Annotated in this window: 24 protein-coding genes and 1 riboswitch; of the genes, 17 read left to right on the top strand and 7 right to left on the bottom strand. The window is 47.5% G+C overall.

Features of this window, described 5'->3' with window-relative positions; translation table 11 throughout:
- Positions 1 to 231: 231 nt before the first annotated feature.
- Positions 232 to 385, top strand: a riboswitch (cyclic di-AMP (ydaO/yuaA leader).
- Between the two features lie 413 nt (positions 386 to 798).
- Together MLD56_RS20575 and MLD56_RS20570 are read left to right on the top strand one after the other, a co-directional pair.
- Positions 799 to 2,139, top strand: coding sequence for a TrkH family potassium uptake protein (locus MLD56_RS20575; RefSeq protein ID WP_029518249.1), 1,341 nt, complete (start codon positions 799 to 801; stop codon positions 2,137 to 2,139).
- Between the two features lie 18 nt (positions 2,140 to 2,157).
- Positions 2,158 to 2,835, top strand: a complete 678-nt coding sequence (locus MLD56_RS20570) for a potassium channel family protein (RefSeq protein ID WP_023990146.1) — start codon at positions 2,158 to 2,160, stop codon at positions 2,833 to 2,835.
- 5 nt (positions 2,836 to 2,840) lie between these two features.
- Here the strand turns inward: MLD56_RS20570 and MLD56_RS20565 are convergent, their stop codons facing one another.
- On the bottom strand, positions 2,841 to 3,746 hold the full coding sequence (locus MLD56_RS20565; protein WP_029518250.1) for a LysR family transcriptional regulator: 906 nt from the start codon (positions 3,744 to 3,746) through the stop codon (positions 2,841 to 2,843).
- Positions 3,747 to 3,972: 226 nt separating this feature from the next.
- Here MLD56_RS20565 and MLD56_RS20560 point away from each other — a divergent pair, with 226 nt between their 5' ends.
- From MLD56_RS20560 to MLD56_RS20530, 7 genes are all read left to right on the top strand, one after another.
- Positions 3,973 to 4,647: a succinate dehydrogenase cytochrome b558 subunit gene (locus tag MLD56_RS20560; RefSeq protein WP_029518251.1), complete on the top strand. Its 675-nt coding sequence runs from the start codon at positions 3,973 to 3,975 to the stop codon at positions 4,645 to 4,647.
- A 94-nt stretch (positions 4,648 to 4,741) separates the two neighbouring features.
- A complete protein-coding gene (sdhA, locus tag MLD56_RS20555) occupies positions 4,742 to 6,487 on the top strand; it encodes a succinate dehydrogenase flavoprotein subunit (protein ID WP_029518252.1) in 1,746 nt (581 codons plus the stop codon).
- Between the two features lie 18 nt (positions 6,488 to 6,505).
- Positions 6,506 to 7,273, top strand: a complete 768-nt coding sequence (sdhB, locus tag MLD56_RS20550; RefSeq protein ID WP_029518253.1) for a succinate dehydrogenase iron-sulfur subunit — start codon at positions 6,506 to 6,508, stop codon at positions 7,271 to 7,273.
- Positions 7,274 to 7,444: 171 nt separating this feature from the next.
- Entirely contained in the window at positions 7,445 to 8,254 is an 810-nt protein-coding gene (locus MLD56_RS20545; RefSeq protein ID WP_029518254.1) for an AAC(3) family N-acetyltransferase, read from the top strand.
- Between the two features lie 64 nt (positions 8,255 to 8,318).
- Positions 8,319 to 9,263, top strand: a complete 945-nt coding sequence (locus MLD56_RS20540; RefSeq protein ID WP_029518255.1) for a metallophosphoesterase — start codon at positions 8,319 to 8,321, stop codon at positions 9,261 to 9,263.
- A 104-nt stretch (positions 9,264 to 9,367) separates the two neighbouring features.
- Positions 9,368 to 10,108, top strand: coding sequence for a metallophosphoesterase family protein (locus MLD56_RS20535; protein WP_029518256.1), 741 nt, complete (start codon positions 9,368 to 9,370; stop codon positions 10,106 to 10,108).
- Between the two features lie 51 nt (positions 10,109 to 10,159).
- Positions 10,160 to 10,768: a GNAT family N-acetyltransferase gene (locus tag MLD56_RS20530; protein WP_029518257.1), complete on the top strand. Its 609-nt coding sequence runs from the start codon at positions 10,160 to 10,162 to the stop codon at positions 10,766 to 10,768.
- Between the two features lie 351 nt (positions 10,769 to 11,119).
- Here the strand turns inward: MLD56_RS20530 and MLD56_RS20525 are convergent, their stop codons facing one another.
- A complete protein-coding gene (locus MLD56_RS20525) occupies positions 11,120 to 11,998 on the bottom strand; it encodes an NAD-dependent epimerase/dehydratase family protein (protein ID WP_049817026.1) in 879 nt (292 codons plus the stop codon).
- Positions 11,999 to 12,165: 167 nt separating this feature from the next.
- Here MLD56_RS20525 and MLD56_RS20520 point away from each other — a divergent pair, with 167 nt between their 5' ends.
- Positions 12,166 to 12,384 carry a hypothetical protein gene (locus MLD56_RS20520; protein ID WP_241113416.1) on the top strand — a complete coding sequence of 73 codons (219 nt, stop codon included), beginning with the start codon at positions 12,166 to 12,168 and terminating at the stop codon, positions 12,382 to 12,384.
- 280 nt (positions 12,385 to 12,664) lie between these two features.
- On the opposite strand, the gene MLD56_RS20515 is transcribed toward MLD56_RS20520, so the two are convergent.
- From MLD56_RS20515 to MLD56_RS20505, 3 genes are all read right to left on the bottom strand, one after another.
- On the bottom strand, positions 12,665 to 13,405 hold the full coding sequence (locus MLD56_RS20515) for a GTP pyrophosphokinase (protein ID WP_029518258.1): 741 nt from the start codon (positions 13,403 to 13,405) through the stop codon (positions 12,665 to 12,667).
- 154 nt (positions 13,406 to 13,559) lie between these two features.
- The gene (locus MLD56_RS20510) at positions 13,560 to 14,369 is read right to left on the bottom strand and encodes a histidinol-phosphatase (RefSeq protein ID WP_029518259.1); all 810 of its coding nucleotides are present in this window, start codon (positions 14,367 to 14,369) and stop codon (positions 13,560 to 13,562) included.
- A 59-nt stretch (positions 14,370 to 14,428) separates the two neighbouring features.
- Positions 14,429 to 15,331 carry a LysR family transcriptional regulator gene (locus MLD56_RS20505; RefSeq protein WP_023990132.1) on the bottom strand — a complete coding sequence of 301 codons (903 nt, stop codon included), beginning with the start codon at positions 15,329 to 15,331 and terminating at the stop codon, positions 14,429 to 14,431.
- A gap of 429 nt (positions 15,332 to 15,760) precedes the next feature.
- On the opposite strand from MLD56_RS20505, the gene MLD56_RS20500 reads away from it, so the two are divergent.
- From MLD56_RS20500 to MLD56_RS20480, 5 genes are all read left to right on the top strand, one after another.
- A complete protein-coding gene (locus MLD56_RS20500) occupies positions 15,761 to 16,219 on the top strand; it encodes a chemotaxis protein CheX (protein WP_029518260.1) in 459 nt (152 codons plus the stop codon).
- Between the two features lie 39 nt (positions 16,220 to 16,258).
- Positions 16,259 to 17,038 (top strand): SDR family NAD(P)-dependent oxidoreductase, encoded by a 780-nt coding sequence (locus MLD56_RS20495; RefSeq protein ID WP_029518261.1) that lies wholly within the window; start codon positions 16,259 to 16,261, stop codon positions 17,036 to 17,038.
- A gap of 122 nt (positions 17,039 to 17,160) precedes the next feature.
- Complete coding sequence (locus MLD56_RS20490; RefSeq protein ID WP_029518262.1) at positions 17,161 to 18,552, top strand: DEAD/DEAH box helicase; 1,392 nt, start codon at positions 17,161 to 17,163, stop codon at positions 18,550 to 18,552.
- An 18-nt stretch (positions 18,553 to 18,570) separates the two neighbouring features.
- Positions 18,571 to 19,317, top strand: coding sequence for an ABC transporter ATP-binding protein (locus MLD56_RS20485; RefSeq protein ID WP_013311782.1), 747 nt, complete (start codon positions 18,571 to 18,573; stop codon positions 19,315 to 19,317).
- Between the two features lie 2 nt (positions 19,318 to 19,319).
- On the top strand, positions 19,320 to 20,543 hold the full coding sequence (locus MLD56_RS20480; protein WP_029518263.1) for an ABC transporter permease: 1,224 nt from the start codon (positions 19,320 to 19,322) through the stop codon (positions 20,541 to 20,543).
- Between the two features lie 111 nt (positions 20,544 to 20,654).
- On the opposite strand, the gene MLD56_RS20475 is transcribed toward MLD56_RS20480, so the two are convergent.
- A complete protein-coding gene (locus MLD56_RS20475) occupies positions 20,655 to 20,771 on the bottom strand; it encodes a hypothetical protein (protein WP_023990126.1) in 117 nt (38 codons plus the stop codon).
- 206 nt (positions 20,772 to 20,977) lie between these two features.
- On the opposite strand from MLD56_RS20475, the gene MLD56_RS20470 reads away from it, so the two are divergent.
- On the top strand, positions 20,978 to 22,255 hold the full coding sequence (locus MLD56_RS20470; RefSeq protein WP_029518264.1) for a sensor histidine kinase: 1,278 nt from the start codon (positions 20,978 to 20,980) through the stop codon (positions 22,253 to 22,255).
- Positions 22,256 to 22,356: 101 nt separating this feature from the next.
- Here MLD56_RS20470 and MLD56_RS20465 read toward each other — a convergent pair whose 3' ends face one another.
- Complete coding sequence (locus tag MLD56_RS20465; protein WP_029518265.1) at positions 22,357 to 23,655, bottom strand: aminotransferase class I/II-fold pyridoxal phosphate-dependent enzyme; 1,299 nt, start codon at positions 23,653 to 23,655, stop codon at positions 22,357 to 22,359.
- Between the two features lie 180 nt (positions 23,656 to 23,835).
- On the opposite strand from MLD56_RS20465, the gene MLD56_RS20460 reads away from it, so the two are divergent.
- On the top strand, positions 23,836 to 24,621 hold the full coding sequence (locus MLD56_RS20460) for a helix-turn-helix domain-containing protein (protein WP_069012637.1): 786 nt from the start codon (positions 23,836 to 23,838) through the stop codon (positions 24,619 to 24,621).
- Positions 24,622 to 24,641 lie beyond the last annotated feature (20 nt).

The raw sequence follows: 24,641 nt of genomic DNA, 5'->3' as shown, positions 1-24,641 counted from the left end.
ATCCATTAAAGATATCATACTGCACAGGTTCCCGCCAACAGACCAGCGATATTCATGAAAATAGAGTGAAAGCACTTTAAAGTTCCAATAAAATAAGATAAGCTGCGATTAAACGATGCCCATTCGCAAAATAAAGCCAATTTCACGTTTTTTCGACGAAATCGGTTTTGTGATCTGGATATAGAAGGATTATAATCTTGAGGCAATGCCTATAAAATACATAGGTAATGATATACAGTTGAGCCGAATTTCTATGGGAAAACGGGGGAACCATGTTACTGGGGTGAATTTTACAGCCGATCACTGGTGGATCGGAAGTGTAAATAGGGCATACTGTGCTGCCCGAATCCGTCAGCTAACCTCGTAGGCTATGAGCAGGAACCAAGTCAGGCACTCGGTTTTCCGGTGTCTTTTTTTGTGCGTATAAAAGTGTTTGGATTGGTTAGATAGACCGCTGCGGGTGCAGATTATTCTTCCGATTGCTGTTATCCCCGGATTTTTTGATTGTATACCCCCTTTAATGGTTAAAATCCGGAGATAAAGGCAAACGCTTCGCTTCTTCAGAACAATTCTGCCCCCTTCGCTACTGCCCGCCAATAGCACAGGGGGCCGAGTAGTGCTTGACATGCATTCTTCCTGTATTCAGGGAATGCTAATTATAGTTAACTAAGGTTTGGAAAAATCAAAAAATTCAGGGGCAACGACGATCGGAAGATCAAATGGAACGCGTAGCGAGCTTACACCGTATTAAATCACTGTTTTTATAGTTTTAAAGATTAGGAGAGAAGTGATGAATAGATGAATCCCAATGCAAGCTGGCTCCGGCTTTCTCCACCGCAGATATTCGTTGCGGGCTTTGCCATTATCATTCTAATAGGTAGTTTATTGTTAATGCTGCCGATCTCCAATACAACAGGAAAGCCACTTGCGTTTATAGACGCTTTGTTTACTGCCGCTTCCGCGACCTGTGTTACAGGGCTTGTCGTAAAGGATACGGGGACCTTTTTTACAACCTTTGGTCAAGTTGTTATCGTGGCGCTCATTCAGATCGGCGGCCTAGGCTTTATGACCATGGCTACCTTGATTGCACTGGTGTTCAAGCGTCGGATTTCCCTGCGGGAGCGTCTCATTTTGCAGGAAGCGATGAATCAGACTTCTGTAGAGGGAATTGTCGGGTTAATCCGTAAGGTATTACTGTACTCACTGGTTATTGAAGGCGTATGCGCTACGATATTCTCGGTTCGCTGGTCCTTTGATATGCCCGTAGGCAGGGCGATTTATTTTGGAATCTGGCATGCCATCTCCATGTTTAACAATGCTGGTTTTGATTTATTCGGTGAATTTCGCAGCTTGACAGGTTATGTATATGATCCGATTGTTAATTTTACAGCCATGTTTTTGATTATTTCAGGCGGCATTGGTTTTGTAGTGATGTCAGACCTGGCAGAATATCGCAAGCGCAAGAGACTGTCCTTGCATACCAAGGTGGTACTCAGCATGACGGGCGCTATGATTGTAGTCGGCACGCTCGTGATTTTTGTATTTGAGTTTACGAATCCGAAGACTCTCGGCTCGCTTGATTGGGGTGGTAAGCTATTGGGATCTTTATTCCAGTCCGTTACTCCCCGTACCGCAGGTGCCAATACCTTGGACATTGCAGGCTTGCGGCAGGCTACGCAGTTTTTTATCATCATACTCATGTTTATCGGGGCTTCTCCTGGCTCTACTGGAGGCGGGATTAAGACCACAACATTCGCCCTGCTCATTGGAGCGGTGATTTCGATGCTGCGGGGGCGGGAAGATATTGTACTGTTCAAGTACCGACTTGCGCAGGGACGAATTTACAAGGCTTTGACCATTACACTGCTGGGGTTGCTGTTCGTGATCGGGGTGACGATGATTTTGTCGGCAACCGAAGATCATCATTTTCTGATGATCTTGTTCGAGACGGTATCTGCGTTTGGTACGGTGGGGCTGTCGATGGGGCTTACACCTGATTTGACAGTCATAGGCAAGCTGGTGATTACCCTGACGATGTTTGCAGGTAGACTGGGGCCACTCACGCTAGCTTATGCACTGGGGCCGAAAAAGGGTAAAGAATTATATCGTCATCCGGAAGGTAAAATGATTATAGGATAAGGGAGTTTTCGAGTAGACATGAAAACGCAGCAGTTTGTAGTTATTGGCTTGGGGCGGTTTGGCTCAAGCCTAGCTTTGCAATTGGTGGATATGGGGTGTGAGGTGCTAGGCATTGACCGGAATGAGGATGTTGTGGACAGTATGAGTGAGATGTTGACACATACTGTCGTGGCGGACGCTACCGATGAAGACTCATTGCGATCACTGGGCATCCGTAATTTCGATTGCGGCATTGTTGCTATTGGTGATGACATCCAGGTAAGCATCCTGACCGCCATTTTGCTGAAGGAGCTGGGTGTGAAAAAGGTCGTAGCCAAAGCCATATCTGTGCTGCACGGGCGTGCGTTAGAAAAGCTCGGTGTGGATCGGATTATTTATCCAGAACGGGACATGGGTATCCGTGTGGCTCACCAGCTAGTCACGCCTAATTTGCTCGATTATTTGGAGTTGTCTAAGGAATACAGTATTGTGGAACTCAATGTACCTGCATGTCTGAACGGCAAAACGCTTGCAGAACTAAATGCTCGCACCCGCTTTGGCTGTAGTGTCGTGGCGCTTCATACGGCGAACGGTATCTTGATCGCACCGACGGCTATGGATCGGCTAAAAGCAGACGATATTATGGTCATCATCGGCTCAAATGACAATATCGGCCGCTTTGAGGATGAGGTTGTTAATGTCAATGAAGAGGGCTAAACTCTCTACACCATACGATAGCCTGCAAACGACGCACGTGTCTCGCTAATCCAGCGTCGTGCTGTCGGACCGAGATCGGTCGTCTCCGAGTAAATGAGGGAGGTCGTTCGGCGTGTCTCCTTCAAATCGGGCAAGTACAATGCAGTGAGTCCATTATCCCGCAGCAGTTCGCTACGCAAATAGGATTTGGGTAGCAAGGCGGAAGCCTTACAGGTTGGAAGCAGGCGTACAATCGCCTCGAAGGAGTCGATTTCCATGCGGATATCCGGCATGATGCCGCTGCGCTGGAACAAGTCATCCGTCAGACTGCGGTACCAGGTTCCTTTGGAGAAAATAATCATCGGCAATCCTTGCAGATCTTTCATCGAGGCCGTTCCTGTCTTAACGGTTAATTCATGTCCAATGGGAACAACGAGCTCCAAATGATCGTCAAATAGCGGAATGCAACGCAGTCCGACTTCATGAATGGCAGACCCGACAATACCGGCGTCTGCTTTTTTATCACGTACAAAGGCGACGATTTCATGGGTTTTACCGGTGAGCAGCTTCAGCTCGGTTTGAGGATGCTTGCTCATAAAAGCTTCGACAAGGGTAGGCAGCGTTGTCTGGAGTGTCGTGAGACTTGCGCCGAGTGTAAGCATACTCTGGGCTTCATTTTTGTGCTGGGAGAGCTTTTGTAAGAAGCGAAGCTGCCGTTGCCGTTGCTCTAGTGCGAATGTATAAACAAATCGGCCAGTGGACGTAATTTCGAGCCGTTTGCCCCGACGATCAAAGAGATTCACACCCAGCTCTTCCTCCAGCTTGGCAATTTTGCGGGACAGGGCGGGTTGGGACAGATTCAGCAGTTTGGAGGCTTTATTAAGGCTGGACTGCTCGACAATGACGGCAAAAGCGTTCAAATCCTCAAACAAATCATCCACTTCCTCTCTATATGCAAAAAAGACATAATAATTAATACGTATATTGCAATTCCATTATAAGCCGAAAAGGAGTAACATGAAAGCGACACAAGATGTTCACACTTTTGTTTTTCCTAATAAGGGACACCTTGTTGGACATTTCCTGTCGGGAACTGTCATTTTATATGTTATATTACTATTGAAAACGCTATTATTGGGAGAAGGGAGCATGACCTAGATGAGAGGATTTTATTCCAGAAAGCTGCATTCGCTTCTTGGCGTCATTCCGTTGGCTCTATTTTTTGTTGAGCATTTGGTGACGAACTTCACAGCGGTGGAGGGTGGCAAGGAAGGATTTAACCGCAGCGTGGCCTTCCTGAATGGTTTGCCGCTGGTTATTGTACTAGAAACGTTATTCATCTACTTGCCATTGCTGTTCCACGGAATTTATGGCTTGTATATCGCTTATCAGGCTGATCCGAATGTCAAAAGGCTCGGCTATTCACGTAACTGGCGCTTTCTGTTCCAGCGTATTTCCGGCGTCATTACGTTTGTATTTATTATCTGGCACGTATACGACACACGCTTTCAAGTGGCTCTGGGTAATGTAACTCATGAGGAGCTAGGCGGGGTCATGCATGGCATCGTGACGAACCCGGTTTATTTCATTTTGTATCTAATCAGTGTCGTTTCGGCATCCTTTCACTTTGCTAACGGACTGTGGGCATTTATGGTCAGTTGGGGGATTACCGTGGGACCACGTGCGCAAAAAGTATCTTCTTATATCTGTATGACCCTGTTCGTGGTGGTGTCTATCGGCTTCATCGCCTCCCTGCTTGCATTCCGCAGCGCGGAATTTCAGGAAATAGCAACTGCCTTGGTGCAATGCAGTACTTTTAAACAACTACTGTAAATGAGTCATATCCATTATACATTGTGTTGAAATTCTATTTTCAAACGTAAAAGGGGATTTGGTTAAAAATCCTGAAAAAAAGGAGTGAGCAGAAATGGCAGCATCCAACATTATTGTCGTGGGCGGCGGTCTGGCAGGTCTAATGGCTACGATCAAGGCGGCAGAGGCGGGAGTTCACGTTCATTTATTTTCTTTGGTTCCGGTCAAAAGGTCCCACTCCGTTTGTGCTCAAGGTGGCATCAATGGTGCGGTAAATACCAAGGGTGAGGGAGACTCCCCCTGGATTCACTTTGATGATTCGGTCTATGGCGGGGATTTTCTGGCCAACCAGCCTCCGGTAAAAGCGATGTGCGAAGCGGCTCCGGGGATCATTCATCTCATGGACCGCATGGGCGTCATGTTTAACCGGACACCGGAAGGACTGCTGGACTTCCGCCGCTTCGGCGGTACCCAGCATCATCGGACCGCCTTTGCTGGTGCGACGACAGGACAGCAGCTTCTGTACGCTCTCGATGAGCAGGTACGGCGCTGGGAATCTGCGGGTTTGGTGACCAAGTATGAAAACTGGGAGTTTTTACAGGCTGTACTGGATGATGAAGGCATCTGTCGAGGGATTTGCGGGCAGGATTTGCGTACGATGGAAGTGAAGACTTTTGCGGCGGATGCAGTTATTTTGGCATCTGGTGGGCCCGGGATTATTTTCGGTAAAACCACGAATTCCGTCATTAATACGGGCACAGCTGCCGGTGCGGTGTATCAGCAAGGCGTACGCTATGCGAACGGTGAGTTTATCCAGATTCATCCGACGGCTATACCAGGTGATGACAAGCTGCGTCTCATGTCCGAGTCGGCACGGGGAGAGGGCGGTCGTATTTGGACGTATAAGGACGGTAAGCCATGGTATTTCCTCGAAGAAAAGTATCCAGCTTACGGAAATCTGGTCCCTCGCGATATTGCGACACGTGAAATATTCAGTGTATGCGTTGATGATGGACTGGGTATTAATGGCGAGAACATGGTCTACCTCGATCTGTCCCACAAGGACCCGAAAGAGCTGGATGTAAAACTGGGCGGCATTATTGAAATTTATGAAAAATTCGTCGGTGATGATCCGCGCAAAATTCCGATGAAAATATTCCCGGCTGTTCATTATTCAATGGGCGGCATGTGGGTCGATTACAATCAGATGACCAATATACCAGGCCTGTTCGCGGCTGGTGAGTGTGAATTCCAATACCACGGAGCGAACCGTTTGGGTGCGAACTCGTTGCTCTCAGCCATTTACGGCGGGATGGTGGCTGGACCTAAGGCTGTGGAATATATCAAAGGCTTGAAAAAATCTGCACAGGATACAGCGTCCTCCGTATTTGATGCCGCAGTCAATCAGCAGACGGAGAAGTATGAGCGTATTTTGCATATGGACGGAAAAGAAAATGCCTATGTTCTTCATAAAGAGCTGGGCGAGTGGATGACGAACAACATGACTGTGGTTCGTTATAATGGCAAGCTGGAAGCTACGATCCACAAGATCAAGGAGCTGAAGGAGCGTTATTCTAACATTAACATCAATGACGCTTCGCGCTGGAACAATGCGGGTGCGGCGTTTACACGGCAACTGTGGAATATGATGGAGCTGGCTGAAGCGATGACCAAAGGTGCGCTGCTGCGCAACGAAAGCCGTGGGGCCCATTACAAACCAGACTTTCCAGATCGCAACGATGAGGATTTCCTGAAAACGACGATTGCGGACTGGACACCGGAAGGACCACAAATCTCGTATGAAGCGGTGGATGTTTCGCTGATCAAGCCACGCATTCGGGATTATTCCAAGAACAAATAACGGAAGGGAGTGTATTAGATGTCGGAGCAAGCAGTGAAGTCGAATAAAACAGTGAAGTTCGTTGTGACCCGTCAAGCTGATCCTAAAGCCAGTCCCTATACGGAAGAATTCGAATTGGCTTATCGTCCGGGAATGAATGTGATTAGCGCGCTGATGGAAATTCAGCGTAATCCGGTGGACAGCCACGGTAAAGAGACGGCTCCGGTGTGCTGGGAGTCGAATTGCCTGGAGGAAGTATGCGGAGCATGCTCCATGGTGATTAACGGCAAGCCGCGTCAGGCCTGTGCAGCGCTCGTCGATAAGCTGGAGCAGCCGATTACGATCGCGCCGATGAACACGTTCCCGGTAGTTCGGGATTTGGTCATCGACCGCAGCCGGATGTTTAATGCGCTCAAGAAGGTCAAAGCGTGGATTCCGATTGACGGTACCTACGATCTGGGACCTGGTCCTAGGATGGCAGAGAAGAAGCGTCAGTGGGCGTATGAGCTGTCCAAGTGCATGACCTGTGGTGTCTGTCTGGAAGCTTGCCCGAACGTCAACGAGAAGACGACGTTCATCGGACCTGCGGCGATATCTCAGGTTCGCCTGTTTAACAGCCATCCGACAGGGGAAATGAATCGGGAAGAGCGGCTGGAGGCGTTGATGACGGACGATGGGCTGGAAGGGTGCGGGAACTCACAAAACTGCGTACGCTCTTGCCCGAAAGGCATTCCGTTGACCACTTCTATTGCCGAAATGAACAAGGAAACGACCAAGCATATGTTCAAGCGCTGGCTGACTGTATAGCACTAGACAGCGAACAGGTTATGCCCAAACAGGCTTTTTCTCAAACTGGAGAAAGCCTGTTTTTTGCGCTCAGGAATGATGGAGGGTAACATGGAGGAAGGAGCGCGGGATAGCAGTTATGGTATAATTATGGTATTGTGTATCGTTTTTGGAGAAAAGGAGGCTGGACAGGTGACTGTGCAACCGATAACGAATCGACCTGTCACTAGGTCGGATGTATTGAAGGGATTAGAGGATCTGGGGGTTCGGAGCGGCATGACATTGCTTGTTCACTCGTCGATGCGCAGCTTTGGACGCTTTGTTCCAGGCGGGGCCTCGGTCATTCTTGCCGCACTAACCGAAGCAGTTGGCCCGGAAGGGACGCTGGTGATGCCGACACAGTCACATGACTTGACTGATCCCTCGACTTGGATGAACCCGCCTCTGGATGAGTCATGGTGGGAACTGGTACGCGAGGAAATGCCCGCTTATGATCCGGCCTGGACGCTGACCGGAGGGATGGGCATCATTGTAGAAACGTTCCGGGGCCTGCCGGGAACCAAGCGCAGCGGGCATCCGCATGTTTCTCTGGCGGCACGTGGACCCACAGCTTCGGAATTACTGGCAGCTCATGAGCTCGACTTTGGACTGGGTGAGCATTCGCCCTTGGCGAAGCTGTACGAGGCAGATGCTTATGTAGTGCTGTTGGGCTGCGGACATGACAGCAACACGTCCCTGCATTTGGCGGAATATCGAACAGCCTACAATGGACGTGAAGTGATCACCCATCAAGCTCCTATGATGGTGGATGGAGCAAAAGCGTGGGTATCTTTTCAGGATTTTAATATTACCTCAGATGACTTTGAGAAGCTGGGACTTGATTTTGAACGGGACTGTCCCTCAGCTTTTACGCGGGTGAACATTGGGGAGGCTTCATGTTTTTTCGCGAGGCAACGTGATTTGGTAGACTATGCGGAGCAGTGGTTGTCCACCCATCGCTAAAGCTTTTGGACGGTAAGAATTCGAATAAGTGAGATCAAGGAATAGATCGCAAGGGGGAACGCATATGGAGAAGACGCCGCATACCCGCCGCGAGAGTCAGGATGGCCCGCATCAGGGGGCCGCTATCCCTCCCGGTTCTTCGCGGCGTTCCGTTTCAAATGAACCAGCCAATCCTTCGCGCCGCCATTTTTTGAAAAAAGCGGCTTTAGCCACAGCCGGAACCGCGCTTCTGGCTGGAGGATATGCTTCCTTATGGGAGCCTAATCATTTGGAAATTACACGCTTCAACTTGTCTATCCCTCGTCTTCCGTCTGCTTTTGACGGAATCAGGGTCGTACATTTTAGTGATGTGCACTTGGGTTTTCACATGGATGAGCAGGATCTACGCGAGCTTGCGGACCGGATAGCAGGTCTGAAGCCAGATTTGCTCTGTTTTACAGGCGATATTGTGGATGACTATGCAGTATCCATGAAGGCTGCTGTTCCAGTTATGGCTTCTATGCACGCCACACTTGGCAAATTTGCTATTCTGGGCAATCATGATTATAGAGGCTTACCCGCCGGAGTACAGGAATTGTATCCGAAAACCGGGTTTACGTTGCTGAGAAACGAGCATGCGATTGTAGAGCTTGCGGGACAGCGTGTAGCTATGGTCGGTTTAGAGGATAACATCATGGGCAAGCCCAATCCGCAGCGTGCCATCCACGGACTACCTGATGAGATGTGCAAGCTCCTGCTGATGCATGAGCCGGACTATGCAGATGTGGCGGCGCAAATGTCCTTTGATCTTCAATTGTCGGGGCATACGCATGGAGGACAGGTACGCTTGCCGGTCATTGGAGCGCCAATGCCGCCTCCGGGTGGACGCAAGTACATCCAGGGATTATTTCATGTGGGAACGGAAAGAATGCCGCTATATGTTAGCCGAGGCATTGGCATGACACATTTGCCGATTCGCGTGCTGTGCAGGCCGGAGCTTAGTGTCATTACGCTAAAATCCGGCCAATAGGCCATGATTTTTTTTCATCTTCATCATATAGTTTGGAACTACATAAAGATCGCTTGAATGTAGTGTAGAGATGTAGTCGTTTCGGACAAAGGAGTGAAGTTCAGATGGATCGTATTGCTGTCATTTCAGATATTCATGGCAATTGGCCTGCCTGTGAGGCGGTGCTGGAGGATATTGCTTCCCGAGGCATTAGCCGTGTGTTTTGTTTGGGGGATCTGATCGGCAAAGGGCCTAGCCCGAGCGAGGTTCTGGATGCTGTCCGTCAACGTTGTGAAGTGGTCGTGCGGGGGAATTGGGATGAGCTGGTCAGTATTACGGATGATCTCAATTTTAGCTGGCAAGCCGAGCGCTTGGGGGCAGAACGAGTGCAGTATTTGGCACAGTTACCGTTTCATTATGATTTCAGAATGAGCGGACGCCGTATCCGTCTGGTGCATGCCTCGCCGCAAAGTGTGTATCACCGTGTGCAGCCATGGGATGAGCCGGAAAAACGGCTTGCCATGTTCGATCCGTTAGCAGAAGAAAATGGAAAAGTTGCTTTTGCTCCGGATGTTGTGGGATATGGTGATGTGCACAATGCTTTTATCCAGCATTTTCAGGGGAAAACACTTTTTAACGTCGGCAGTGTCGGGAATCCGTTGGATGTTACGCAGGCTTCCTACTGCATTTTAGAGGGGGAGATGGGAGAGGAGCAGCCTACGTCCTTCTCCATTCATTTTGTACGTGTACCTTATGATATAGAACTGGCGGTAAAACAAGCGGAGGAAGCTGATGTGCCTTCTTTGCCGTATTATATTCGAGAGCTGCGTACAGGAATTTACCGCGGGATTCAGGACCTGGATTAAGTATGGAAACATTCATTTCTAAAAGCCAATCCATCCGCAGGAGGGAACATTGTGCTGACCAGAGAAATGCTTCGTCTTGGGTTACCGGAGCTTTACACCCGTCGAGTCCAATTGCGCCAGCTAAGAACGGAGGATTATCCCGCGCTGGAACGGATCCTATCCGATCCATTGGTGATCCAATATGTGAATCGAATTCGCAAGCCAGTCCATGCACGAATGCGGCGTCTGGTTGCGCAAATTAAAATATCTGCTGATTCTCTGGATTCCCTGCATTTTGCGGTGGAATGGCATCAGAGAAATACAGGAGAAAGCAATCTGCCTGGTGAATCCAATGAGCTTACCTCCTCACCGTTGCTAGGTATCGTCTCTTTTCAGCAATGGAATGAAAGAACGGGGGAGGCACAATTGGGCTATATTCTGGATCGTCCTTTTTGGGGACAGGGGCTGGGTACAGAAGTGGTAGGAGAAATGCTGAATTTTGGTTTCGGATCTTTGAAGCTCCAGCGGATCGAAAGTCGTTGCCAAGAGGATAATCAGGCTTCCATGCGCGTGCTTATTAAAAATAAGATGCGTCTGCTGCGTACCATTGGTGCTTATGATCCCTCAGGAGTGGTGCCGAGTGTATTGGTATTTTCGATGACCCAAGGGGATTATGCATAGAAATGGCATTGGAATATTTTGTTACAAAGATGAAATATAACTGCAAAACAACTCTAACACAGGACGGGTACAATACAGACATGACCCCCTTTTGAATAATATATGTTGCTGGGCCCGACGATTCGGGTCCTCTTTTTTTGTTATCCTATAGTAGGGCCTTCTCTATTTCTGCGGAAGCGAGTAGCCTTCTTGCCTTGGCTGTGCTCAGTTATATTTCAATTTGTTACAAAAATGAAATATAACTGCAAAGTTACTTTAACATAGAGTGGGTACAACATAAACATGACCCCCTTTGAATCATATATATATTGCTGGGACCCGAAGCTTCGGGTCCCCTTTTTTTTATGATTTTTAGGAACGGGTCAGGCTGGTTATCAGCTCTGGAAGCCATACATTTAGGGAGAGAAATGAGTACCCCTCTGACTGGGCTTTGGACGTATCCATGTACCACGATTGTGTAATACCGAATGGAGACATGTGCTCGTCTGCTGTTTTTTCTTTCATCACAGCTTGTTTTCCAGTTACCTGCTCAATGATCGAAATGATCTCTCCAATCCTCACTGTACCGTTGGAGCAAGCATTTACAGGACCGGTAAAAGGAGTGTGACCAAGCCAAAACAGAAAATCTGCGGCTTCATCGGAACGAATAAATGAGATTTGTGCTGCGGAATTAGGGACTCCGAATTCTATTCCTTCACGAACATGTTCGATATGAAAATGAAGTCTTTTCGTATAATCGTCTGTCCCCAATACAATTGGAAAACGAACAGCAACTACAGGAAATGTAGCTTGCTGCATAAAAACTGCTTCTGCCTGCCGTTTAGCCTCCTGATATGTAAAATCGTCCTTCCCGCCCTTGCGAACCGGGTAAGCCTGAGGGTCAAAGATGCTCTCTGTCAGCACTTCCGGGCTCGAATCATAGACGGATAGGCTGGAGGTCACAATATACCTCTTGGCTATAGCATCAAAAATGCGGCAGGCTTCGCTTGCTTCATCTGGGGAAAAGCAAATATTATCATAAACAACGTCCCACACTTGCTCACCTACGGCCTCAGCGAGCGCTTGCGGGTCGGTACGGTCTGCACAAATCCGCTGAACGCGGTCACCAAACGAATCGCTTGCTTGGCCCCGTGTGAGGATGGTAACGGAGTTCTCGGAACTCTCTAGCAGACGTTCCACCAGTCTCTTGCCAAAAAAGCGCGTTCCACCCAGTACAAGTATCTTTTTCATACTTACATCACTCCTCCTAGAATGGTTTTCATTTATATTAAGATAGACGGACTAATGAATGTAAAAGATACAGGACGCAATGAAAAAAAGGAGGATCATATGCCATACGTAGAGATTCAGGATTTAGAAATGTATTACGAAAAAATGGGTACAGCTGCGGAGGCAATGTGGCTTTATATTGTGCGGTGAAGCACCCTCGAATGTTCGCGACCGTTACGACCATAGGCTGTAGTGGAGTCGCATGTCCTGAGGGAGCGGATGAATTTGAACCGGAGTGGCTCATCAAAAACGAACGTTATGAAATGATCCATCAAATGATGGAACGGCATGAGGAGGCACATCAGGGGAATTGGCAAGAATTTATGCGCCAGAGCGCACAGGATTGACGCCAATATCCGCAATTGACACGTAGTGAGTTAAGTAGCATTACGTGCCCTGTATTATTTATCGCGGGTAAACATGACGATTTCGTCACAGAAGAGCAACTCCTGGAATTATGCTCATGGGTTCAAGACTCACGTTATCTAATTGCTCCAGGTTGTAGTCATCGACCGCACATGCTTAGAGAGAAGCCGATCTTAATCAATGATTCTATTCTTTCATTTTTGAACAAACATGCGATTCGTTGAACCAATCATTCGCATAGCGGTGGAGCACCGCCTAATCCTACTCTCCCAGAAGCTTCAAGAAATTGGCTGGCACCGTAATTTGCTGATTATTAATCATAATCTTCCGAAGCTCCTCCATGGAGTCCTCTTCACCTCTAGCGTCTTTAATCTCCTTAATTTCACGATGCAGTCGCTCCATTTGGAGATCTAGCGCATTAGCGGAGTCTGCTGCGTTCTTTAATTCACGTGTCAGACTTTCGGGAACGGACTGGTTGTACTTATAAAAGATTTTATGCTCCAGGCTGGCCCAGAAATCCATCGCAATGGTTCGAATTTGCACCTCTACGCAGACTAGCTCCTCACAATCCGACATGAATACAGGAACTTGAACCAGCAAATGCAGGCTCTGGTAACCGTTCGGCTTGGGGTTCTTGATGTAATCCTTAATTTCCAGTATCTTCAAGTCACTTTGTCTCTGAAGCATGTTACTGACATCATAAATATCAGAAATAAAAGAGCAAGTAATACGCAAGCCGGCGATATCCTTGATATGATCTTTGATAGCATCCAGCGATAACTCGCTATGTTTACGAATCATTTTATTCATGATGCTCTCAGGAGATTTAAGGCGTGATTTGGTATGCTCAATAGGGCTGTAATCGTGTAATGCCTGAAATTCCTGCTTTAATATTTCAATCTTGGTTTCCATTTCGTCGAGCGCAAATTTATAAATGAGCATAAATCGCGTGATGTCATGCTTTAGCTTTTTAAGCTTGTCCATAGGATCTTCCAAGTGCATATGTAATTCTCCTCACACATAGATGTCATAATCTTGCTAAGCATTCGCCTTTGCAATGGGATATTACCTTATAATTTAAAATTCCCAACAATCCCATTGCAGTAGCGATCGTAAGACCAAATGATTTGCGGAGAGGCAATTCCCACCTTGAATTTTAAAGCGCCACAGAAATTTTACGTTTTTCTTTAAAATAGACCCATTCCCGGAAGCCGATATCCTTCAGCATTGCCTTTACTTCTTCCCAGTCATCGCCTACCCGCGAAGGTTTATGGGCATCCGAACCAAAAGTAACCTCCACACCAAAATGGTGCGCTCTTTCTAAAATAGAAGCAGACGGGTACCATCCGCCACTCAGTTTGGTTTTACCCGAAGTGTTAATTTCAATCGCCACATTGGATTCCGCAATTACCTGCAAGGTTTCATCAATGGCTTCATCAGCAGGAATGTCTGAAAAGGCTGGAAAGTTCCCCTTCATTGCGTCAATATGGCCTAAAATCTGAAACATGCCGCTTCGCGCAGATTCCTGAATGAGCGCATAGTAGGCTTGTTTGACCTCGATTTTACGAGCGTCGCTTAATTTGTTCCAACGGTTACGGTTAAAAATGCTGTCCCCTTCGACATTGTGAATCGACCCAATGAGATAATCAAATGGATAAGGAGCCAGAGTGGAACGATATAATTCAGCAAAATCAGGAAAATAATCCGTTTCCAATCCGAGGAGCACGTCAATACGGCCTTCGTATTCTTTTTTAAGCTGTTGTACCTCTTCTACGTATTCAGCAAGCTGTGATTTGGCCATATAAATTTTAGGAAAAGCCTGATCCTGTTCGCTGCCCAGGAAAGGGGAATGGTCCGAAATACCAATCGCTTGTAAGCCCGACTGAATGCCTGCTTCAATGTAATCTCGAATGTTTCCGTCTGCATGACCGCAGCGGAAATGATGGGTGTGCAGATCAAATTTCATAGCCTGTCTTCCTTTCGTATCAGGGTTTATATTGCGTATGTTGTTCATAGCGAATTACGTTATTCAGAACTGGTGAAATTCGTCTCCGGCATCCCCTTCAGATCACTTAAAAATTGCTGCATGGCTGAGTTTAGATATCGGCCGGATTTATAAATCACTCCTACCGGATGACTAACTTCCAGCTCAGGAATATGGATCATTTTTAATGTGCCTGCACGCAGTTCAGAAGTGACCGATAGTCTGGAAATAATGGCCGCACCGAGATTAATTTCGACCATCCGTTTGACTTCCTCACTGCTGGACAACTCAATCACGACATGAGGCACGATTTGGTGCTTTTTAAATACATCGTCTACGAATTTTCGTCCCACCGTATCAGGAGAGAGCAGAATCAGCGGAATTTCCCGAAGGGCTTCAATGGTAGCATGTGGTTGTGAAGCCAGCGGATGAGTAGGAGACACGACTAGCTCAAAGGAATCGTAATACAGAACCGAAGTGCTTAAATTAGGATTACGTTCGATCAGATAGCCGATGCCAACATCAATAAGTCCGTTCTCCACCTGCTGATAAATCATGGAGGAAGCCATGGATTGAATGGAGGTTTTGATGAGAGGGAACTGATCCTGAAAGTAGGAAAGCACGCGCGGTAAAATTTGAATAGCGATGGATGTTGTGGTACCCAGCGCAATGTGACCCTGTGGTGTTTCGTTTAGATCGTACAATTTTTGTCTTAATTCCTCAACAACCTCTAATATGCGCTCGGCATGTTCCAAAAAAACAGCTCCCCGGTCGGTCAGGGTGACAGGCTGGTTGCGGTCAATCAGGATGGTTTTGAACTCATCCTCTAGACTTTTAATTTGGGCGGACACCGCCGGCTGCGTCAAATTGAGAAGTTCTCCGGCTTTGCGGAAGCTCATCGTTTTGGAAATCATGATAAGTGTTTCGAGTTGACTGATGTTCATGAAGTTCCTCCTCTCTTTTCTTAATCTTATCGCAGCTGTATAGAATGAATATTTTTAGCCAATCCATAGGTTCATATGTAAAACCGTCGTTATGCTTTATTTCATTAAATTATAGGTTATTCGAGCAGGAAGGGCAATGAATCGAAGCAGAGCACCTTAAAGTGTGGTATATTGGGGAATAAAGACTAAAGTCCTGATATCCTTCAAAAATAATCAATCTAAAACCGGTAAGAAGTAAGGATATAGGACATTATTCACATTTTTTGTGGTTTAGCTATAAAAAATTACCGGGTAGCTGTCGATAAGTGATATAGAGAGCATTTTAATGAGGATCGATTCGTTTTACAGTAATATTTAATTAAAAAATTCTAATTTAAATGGGACTTTTGTTGTGTGTCTAAAAGCCCATCGTAAAGGGGCGCTTTGATCGTGAAGGCAGAAGTGATAAATCCTTTTTTGGAGTCGGCGCGACGGGTCATTGAACAATTGATCCAAGTATCTCCTTCATCCGGAAATCTTGGTGTGAAAAATGTCGAGCTGGTGGACGACCACATCTGGATTATGATCGGGATGACCGGACAGCTTAGCGGAAATATTGTGTTCGGCCTGAATGAACAGGTGGCGCTACGTATGGTATCAGCGATGATGGGCGGATTTGTGTTGACTGAAATTGATGAGATGGGAAAAAGCGCAATTTCAGAATTGGGCAATATGATTAGTGGTAATGCCAGTACGATTTTGTCCAGTCAGGGAATTGTCGTGGATATTACGCCTCCGCAGGTCATGAAATCAGAAAACTTGACCACTTTTGTGCCTCAGCGTGCCCTTTATATTCCGCTCACGGTGGAAGGAATCGGTGAGCTGGATATTCAGGTGATGATCTCTTAATATTAAAGGAGCAAGTTTCTTTAATGTGGAGGGATGAGCGTGAGTATACTACAGGACAAGATAGTTGTGATTACAGGTGCATCTAGTGGGATTGGCGCCCTTTGCGCTCAGTTGTTAAGCGAAAAGGGCGCGATTCCTATTTTAACAGCACGCTCGCAGGAGCGACTGAAGCAAGTATCTGCGGGAATCAGCGGCAGACATGAGCTTATCCAACTGGACGTCACCCGCCAGGAGCAGGTAGAGGCTGTTGCAGCACGAGTATTGGGACAGTACGGACGGGTCGATATATTACTTAACAATGCGGGCTACGGAAAGTTTGAGTATTTTAATGAAACCGACCTGACGGAGTTTGAACAAATGATGGACGTGAACTACATGGGTGTTGTTCGCTGCATCAAGGCGTTTCTGCCACAAATGACAGAGCGGGGCCTTGGACAGATTGTCAATGTAGCATCAATGGCCGGGAAAATCGGGACAGCCAAATCGTCTTCTTACACGGCGACGAAGCATGCGTTGCTCGGTTTCAGCAATGCGCTCCGGCAAGAGCTGCGCGGGAGTGGAGTGACTGTAACGACGATTAACCCCGGACCGATCGACACACCCTTTTTTGAGCTGGCAGATCCTTCAGGAGGATATGTTCGAAATGTAAGCTGGTTTATGCTACAACCAGATAAGGTAGCACGGCATATCGTAAGAGCGATGGAGCTTCGCAAGGAGGAGGTTAATCTGCCACGGTGGGTATCTCCTTTTCTCAAGCTGTATCAGTTAGCTCCCAGACTGACCGACAGGCTGGGTCATGGGGTGATGAATAAGAAATAAAAGATGTCCCGTAAGCCATTAGCTATGGTGAGGGACATCTTTTATTTTTGTGATTTGGTAACAGAGGAATTTTCGCATATAATGGAGAGTAACGAATTTACGTATAGGGGTTGGACCTTTTCATGACATTGAATTTTGAATCGCTCGGCGTTGAACAAGATCTGTTGGACAAACTGACTGAGCATGAAATTACACAGCCTTCGCCAGTTCAGGCAGAGGCTATACCGGAAATAATGAAGGGAAAGCATGTATTGGCGCGCTCACAAACTGGCACAGGCAAGACACTGGCTTATTTGCTGCCGCTGTTGCAAGCGATTGATCCGCAGAAAAAGGCTACGCAAAAGCTGATACTAGCTCCAAGCCAGGAACTGGCCATGCAAATTGTACGTGAGGGTCAGCGCTACGGTGAGCATCGCGGAATCCGTGTACTCGGTCTGATTGGTGGGGCGGCTATCAAACGTCAAATCGAAAAGCTCAAGGATCATCCACAGCTTGTCGTGGGCACACCAGGACGTGTACGGGAACTCATCGCTTCAAAAAAGTTGAAAATGCACAATATTACAGCCATTGTTATCGATGAGGTGGATCAGATGTTCCAGCTCGGCGGAGCAGGCGATGTAACCAATATATTGGGCACCGCCCAACGTGATCGTCAATTGGTATTCCTGTCCGCAACGCTGAACGACGAGATTCAGTCGCTGGCGAAACGGGAGATGCGTGAATACGTAGAAATTGGGATTGATCCCGACCAGAAGACGGCCAGTGGACTGGAACACTATTACTTTGTATCTGAAGAACGGGATAAGGTGGATATGCTGCGCCGTCTGGTACGTCATTTTAATCCGAGAAAAGCGCTGGTGTTCGTGAATACAACCAATGCCATCGGGGAGATTGAGGCCAAGCTCAAGCATATGGGGCTGACTACGGCATCCTTGTATGGAGATGCGGATAAAGTCACGCGTAGCAATGTGTTGGCCCGATTCCGTGAGGACAAGCTCAAAGTGCTGGTCGCTTCGGATGTGGCAGCCCGTGGTCTGGATATTGAGGGCCTTGAAATGGTTATTCATTTTGATCCGGCTACGGATAGTCAAGCTTATGTTCACCGTGCAGGACGGACAGGACGGATGGGACGCAAAGGATTGGTGGCATCGGTTGTCACTGACCGTGAAACGTTCATCATGCGTAAGTTCTCCCGTGAACTGGGCATTGACATCGCAGAGCGTGCGTTGCATGGAGGTCGAGTAGTTGTGCCGCGTCCGGCGGATGCCAAGCGTGCACCTGTAAGACCCTCCGAGGCTAGATCCTTATCTAACGGAGCATCGGCGGAGGACCGAAAGGCACCTGTTCGTGCCGAAAACGGACGTCCTGGCAGGAATTCCGCGAACGGTTCAGCTCCAGGCAAGAGCAAAGGTGCAGCCTTGTCCAAAGCAGGAAAAGCACAGCGCGAGCGTGATCGCAAAAACAAGGGTGCACCAAGATGGCTGAAGGAAAAAGGATCAAAACCGAACGAGTAAGGGAGAAGAGGGGGAGCCATGGAACAACAGCCTGTGTTGCAAATTAACGGACTGACCGGCGGATATAGCGCCAAGCGCCCGGTGTTGCATCAGATTTCGCTGGATGTGAAACCGGGCGAAATGGTAGGACTGATTGGTCTGAACGGGGCCGGGAAAAGTACGACCATGAAGCATATTTTGGGCCTGATGACACCGCAGGCCGGAGAAATTCGTGTGCAGGGGCATAAGCAGGATGAAAATCCCGAGGAATATCAGGGAGCCATTGCTTTTGTACCTGAATCTCCAGAGCTGTATCCTGAAATGACGGTGATGGAGCATATGGAATTCACGGCCAGAGCGTACGGAGTTAGCGAAGCAGATTTCCGCACACGCAGTGATCAAATGCTGGACTTGTTCCGTATGCGGGATAAAAGTGGAAGTATGTCGATGCACCTGTCTAAAGGGATGCGCCAGAAAGTGATGATTATGTGTGCATTTTTAGCGGGACCGCCGTTGTATGTCATAGATGAACCTTTTTTGGGTTTGGACCCGCTTGGTATTCGTTCCCTGCTTGACTTTATGTTAGAGATGAAGCGTTCGGGTTCGTCCATTCTACTCAGTTCTCATATTTTGTCCACGATTGAAAATTATTGCGATCGTTTCATTGTACTTCATCAGGGTGCCATCATTGCGCAGGGTACGCTGGACGAAGTGACAGCACAGGCGGGTAAGCCGGGCATGCCGCTGGAAGATGCATTTTATGAGCTGGTACAGGGCAGGGAATGAGCATGGATTTGCAACGTCTGCATAAAGAAAGACGTGTAGCGTTCTGGGGACAGGTGTTGCCTTATCTGGGCTATGTCATTCAGAGCGGTCTGGCGGTGGTGTTCGGCTTTGCACTGATTGCCTTTGCCGCATGGTACACGTCGCTACTAATGCATACTCCACCGGATTTGCCCATCCGCTGGATCATGCTTATTGTGGCTATTCCGATTGCTCATGCGAGCTTTCGTACGTATTTAAACGCAGCGGATATTGTTTTTCTCCGTCCACAGGAGCACGCAATGCACTATTATTTTAAGGCCAGCCTGATTCGGGGTGTGGTGTATAAAATATTCGGTTTGCTATTGCTGTCTATTATCGTGTGGCCGCTGTATATTCGCAGTGATTCCGCGCCTAAGCCGTTGCTACTGACCCTGCTACTGTTCGTGCTATTAAAGCTGCTATTCAGCTACGGCGGCTGGCAAGAGCTTCGTATGGTATCGATTGGCGGGAGTATAGGCTATCGTCTGCTTCGGTGGGTGTTGGCTGTGCTGATGGTAGCCGCATGGCTATGGCAGCCTCCACTACACAGCGTACCATTTATCATATTGGTCGGTGTGGTGTACGTGCTTGTTCTGCGTTTTCCGGTCAAGCTGCTAGTGGCTTGGGAAAAGCTGATTCGTACAGAGGGTATGCAGGCTGCTCGGGTGATGCGCACTTTGGGCTGGTTTGTCGATGTGCCCGCCCTTACGCAGAGAGTGACGCCGCGCCGTTGGCTATCCTGGTTGGGAGGTAACATACCTTGGAACAGAAGGGGAGCGTATCGTTATCTGCTGTTTAAGACGTTCCTGCGCACAGAGCCAGCAGGTATTGTCATTCGGCTCGGGATTCTGGGGTTGTTAATTATATATATCACCCATGCTAGTTGGATTGGTATTGCAGTATATTTATTTTTCATATTCCTCATTGGTGTACAGGTCACTTCACTAAGGCAGTATCACAAGGATTCGTTATGGCTTCAGTTGTATCCGATTCCTGCGCATAGTCGTCGTGCGTCTTTTCTCGACTTTGTTGTTCGGTTGACGTTGCCGGCTGCTGTGGTTCTGTGGCTTCCTTTTCTGGCAAAGGGAACGGAAGATCTACTGTCTACACTGCTCACGTTGCTTGGGGGAGTTGCAGTAGTGTTCCTGCTACGAGGCGCTCAAGCCAAAAAATGGCGTTTGGACGGTCAGGATGAAGAAGAAGTGTGATTTGTATCTATGTGAATAAAGTAAAGGCTAATTCGCAGGCAGCACTTGCTGCTTGCGAATTAGCCTTTTTTTGTACTGCTATCATAGCCGTGGGTGCAGATATCCGTCAGCTTATATAAAGATCGTTTTGCTGATGATAACTAATAAAATGAACAGTACCAGAATTGTTCCTGTGCTTGTGAATGCGCCGTAACCACCGTAACCGCCTCTTGTTTCTTCTGCTCCCATGCTCATTCTCCTCTCGGTCATTGTGATAAAGGATACATCGTATCTTATGAAGTGGATTTTCAGATTGCGTGGGCCATTGCTCAGGTATGTTGCTGAATCGCCTTATATTTTTCATCAGATGTAGGGGAGGAGAGAGGAAAAGACACGTATTGTCGAGAATAGAAGAAGTACGTAATCATTATCACTTGGAAAGTGGGAAAGACGAGATGCTGATAGATAAGCTGCTCGTGAACATATTTCTTGTGTTTGTACCGTTATTGGTATATAGCGCTTTGTCAGATCATCGGCATATGAAACATACCCCGTTGCTTATGGGAGGGGTGCTGGGTGTGTCTTCTGTGCTTTGCCTTATGTTTTCGTATATTTGGTATGGACTATTTTGGGATCTTCGATATGTTCCTCTGATCCTTTCTGTTTTATATTTTGGTCCTAAGGCAGGGCTTCTGAATATAACGTTGATGGTGATGGCTCGTATGTATATAGATCCTGAGTCTATAGTGGTGAGTTTTCCCAGCATGATGTTGTGTTATTTGGGGCCTCTCTTGGTGAGAAAAAAGTTTATGCAGCTCAATAGTATATTGCTTCGGGTGGGCATGAATATGCTAATGAGTATATGGACTAGTATTGCCATGTTTATATTTCTGTTAATACATTCCTGGGTCAATGGAAGGCTAGATAAGGATGAGATCGAGCTGATCCGGGCAATACTCTGGTTCGGTATGATTCAATTCCTAAGCATTGGAGCCTCCTCTTTCTGGATGGAGTTTAGTTTGGAACGGGAAGAAATGAGAAGAAAGATTAAATATGCTGAGCATCTGAATACGTTAGGTGAACTGGCTGCCTCTATGGCTCATGAAGTACGGAATCCATTGACCGTTATTAAAGGGTTCTTGCAAATGGTTCAGTCAGGGCTAGAAGGGAAAAATCGCAGATATATTGCTTTGGCACTAGCAGAGGTCGATCGGGCTGAAAGAATTATTAGCGACTATCTGAACTTATCCAGACCGCAGATTGGGAACACAGAGCTGATGGATCTGTCTGGCATGGTTCAACAGATTGTTTTGCTTTTGAAACCGATGGCGACCAAGCAAGGCGTAAGACTGTATACTGAGCTAAGGAATGAAATATACGTACATATGGATCGTAATCAGCTGTTACAGGCGTTAATACATGTGACGAAAAATGCGATCGAAGCTGCGGATGATGGAGGCAGGGTATACATAAAGCTGGCGATTCAGGAAGAGAAGGCATGTCTGCATATTAGGGATACAGGAAAAGGCATGAGTCAGGAGCATCTGGAGCGAGTGGGTACTTTGTTTTTTTCAACCAAAGAGGTAGGAACGGGACTGGGAACGGTCGTCTCCTTTCGAATCATTGAAGCCATGAACGGAAGTATACACTATGAGAGTGAGCCCGGAGTCGGAACGGAGGTAGTCATCCTGCTGCCACTCGCACAAGAATCAATGCTCGCTGCTGAAGGATAGTTTGTTTCGAAGTGTGACTTACAATGGTTCAGCCCATTAAAAAGCGGTATGCCACAACATCCGGCATACCGCTAATGATGCTATATTGAATCTGTTACATATTATGCGTTCAACAAATCTTGTGCGCCACGGTAAACAATGTCATACAGGTCTTCCAGATACTCTTCCTCGATACATGAGAATGCGATTCGGAGATCATATTCACCCAGCGCAATTGTTCCTACCCCATATTGTTCCAGCAAATGTGTGCGCAGTCGTTCAGCGGACAAGCCGTTCAGCTTAAGGCACATAAAATAACCCGAATTGAAAGGATAGTAGCTCCATACATCTCCGTATTTTCCACTATCGAGCAACGCTTTGACTTTATTAGCCCGCCCCTTCATAATTTGGAACTTTTCATTTTTCTGTTGTTCAAAATCGGGTGATTTGAGGGCATCCAGGACGAAGGTTTGAGATGGGTGAGGACCGCTCGAAATCGTTGCCCGAATAATCCCTAATGTTTTTTGTTCCAGTGCGCTCAGTACATCCTGATGTTCCGAAGCAAAGGTAATAAATCCGACACGGAAGCCCCAAACGAATTCTTCTTTGGTAGCTCCGTCAATTTTGACGGGTAGAATTCTCGGATGAAGTCCAGCTAACTGACCGAATAGTGATTCATGCAGGGAGTCCTCGAAGAACAGACCAAAATAAGCGTCATCCGTCACAACTACGACATTGATGCCTGCTTCTGCGGCTTCCTGAATGGCAGCAACAATCGCTTTACCCTCTTCGACTCCCGGTGTGTAGCCCGTCGGGTTATTCGGGAAGTTCAGCACAACGATTGCTTTGCCGTATTCTTTCTGTGCCAGTAGCGCCTCGCGTAATCCTTCACTATTAAAACGTTGATCCTCTGTGAACAACGGGAAATTCACCAAACGTCCATGACGGCGAATACCGAAAGTCAGCTCATAGTTTTCCCAGTTTTTGTCTGGGTAAATGACAGCGTCCCCTTCATCCGTGAACAGGTCGGCAACGATGCTCAAACCATGGGTCAGCGCGTTCGTAACTACGGGAAGGCCATAACCTTTTCCAGCCAATGAAGGGTTTTCCTTCAGCATTTTGTCACGCCATACACTACGAAGTTCAGGTTTGCCCGCAGGGGGTGCGTAAGGGTATAAATCCTTGGGATTGTAAGCGGACAGCTTCTCCTGAATGACCTCCAAATGCATAGGACCGTTACCTTCCGTAGCAATACCAATCGTGGCGTTGTACTTTTTAGCAAGCTTCCCGGCTTCTGCGGATTGACTCAAAATCCCCTCTTTTGGGAAATAAATTTCTTTCCCTAAAAGAGAAAGCATTTGATATACATGCTCGTTGCCTGTCTGAATGTTTTGGTTTAACTGCGCTGCCAGTGGATTCATTCCCGTTTCATCCTTCCAAGTCATTTTGATTACATATTATAGCATCACACACGGTAAGCGTCACGCAAAAGCATCTGGGAGCATAAAAACGCATTTTTTTGCTTAATGAAGGCGCTGAGCTTATATTATAAATTAACGGGATAGAGGACAACCAAAGATTAACAAGAGGAGGTGCAGATTTTGCTGGATACATCTGCGTCATCGTTTATCCTGTTGTCGGCCTTCGCCAAAATTGTGTGCGAGCCGGGCTGGAAATGGCAGGTACGCGAGAAGCCGATGCCAAACTATGATTTATTCTATGTATGGAGCGGAGAAGGAACAGTGGTTTTAAACGGAACATCGTATCCGGTGAGCAAGGGGAGTTGCTTCCTGTTCAAGCCGGGGGATGATACCCGTGCCACACATAACCCGCAAAAGCCGCTCATACTTACCTATATTCATTTTGATCTCATCGAACAACCAGAGCTAGTCCCTGCAAGCTACCGTATGCTGGAGGAAACGTTCGAGGTAGAGCATATGCTTGCCAGGTACGTTCGACTGCGCCTGGAGCGTGCTTACGGAGCTGACGAGGAAGGCAAGCTGATTCTAAAACAACTGATGATTCATCTGCTGCGTGCGGACCGTAAGGAGCCGCAGGAGCAACAGGCCAGTAACCAGCTCACCGAGGTCATTCGGGAAACGGCCAACTACGTGCGTCAGCATCCGGGACTTCCTCATCGCGTCGAGGATTTAGCTGCACGGGCAGGGCTGTCACCGCGTTATTTTTCGATTAAATTCAAGGAGCTGCTAGGTGTTTCCGCGCAATCTCATATTATCAGCATGCGGATTGAGCGTGCACAGCATCTACTGCTGCATGCGGGAATGAATGTGACCGAGGTGGCAGAGGCTTTGGGGTATCGTGACATCTTTTTTTTCAGCCGCCAATTCAAGCAATACACGGGGAAAAGTCCGTCTGAGATCCGGTAATGTTATAGACGGTGGACAAG

This window comes from Paenibacillus peoriae (genome assembly GCF_022531965.1).
GTDB classification, from domain to species: domain Bacteria; phylum Bacillota; class Bacilli; order Paenibacillales; family Paenibacillaceae; genus Paenibacillus; species Paenibacillus polymyxa_D.
Note: the sequence above shows the minus strand (reverse complement) of the source record. Positions and strands in the feature narration are given on the sequence as shown.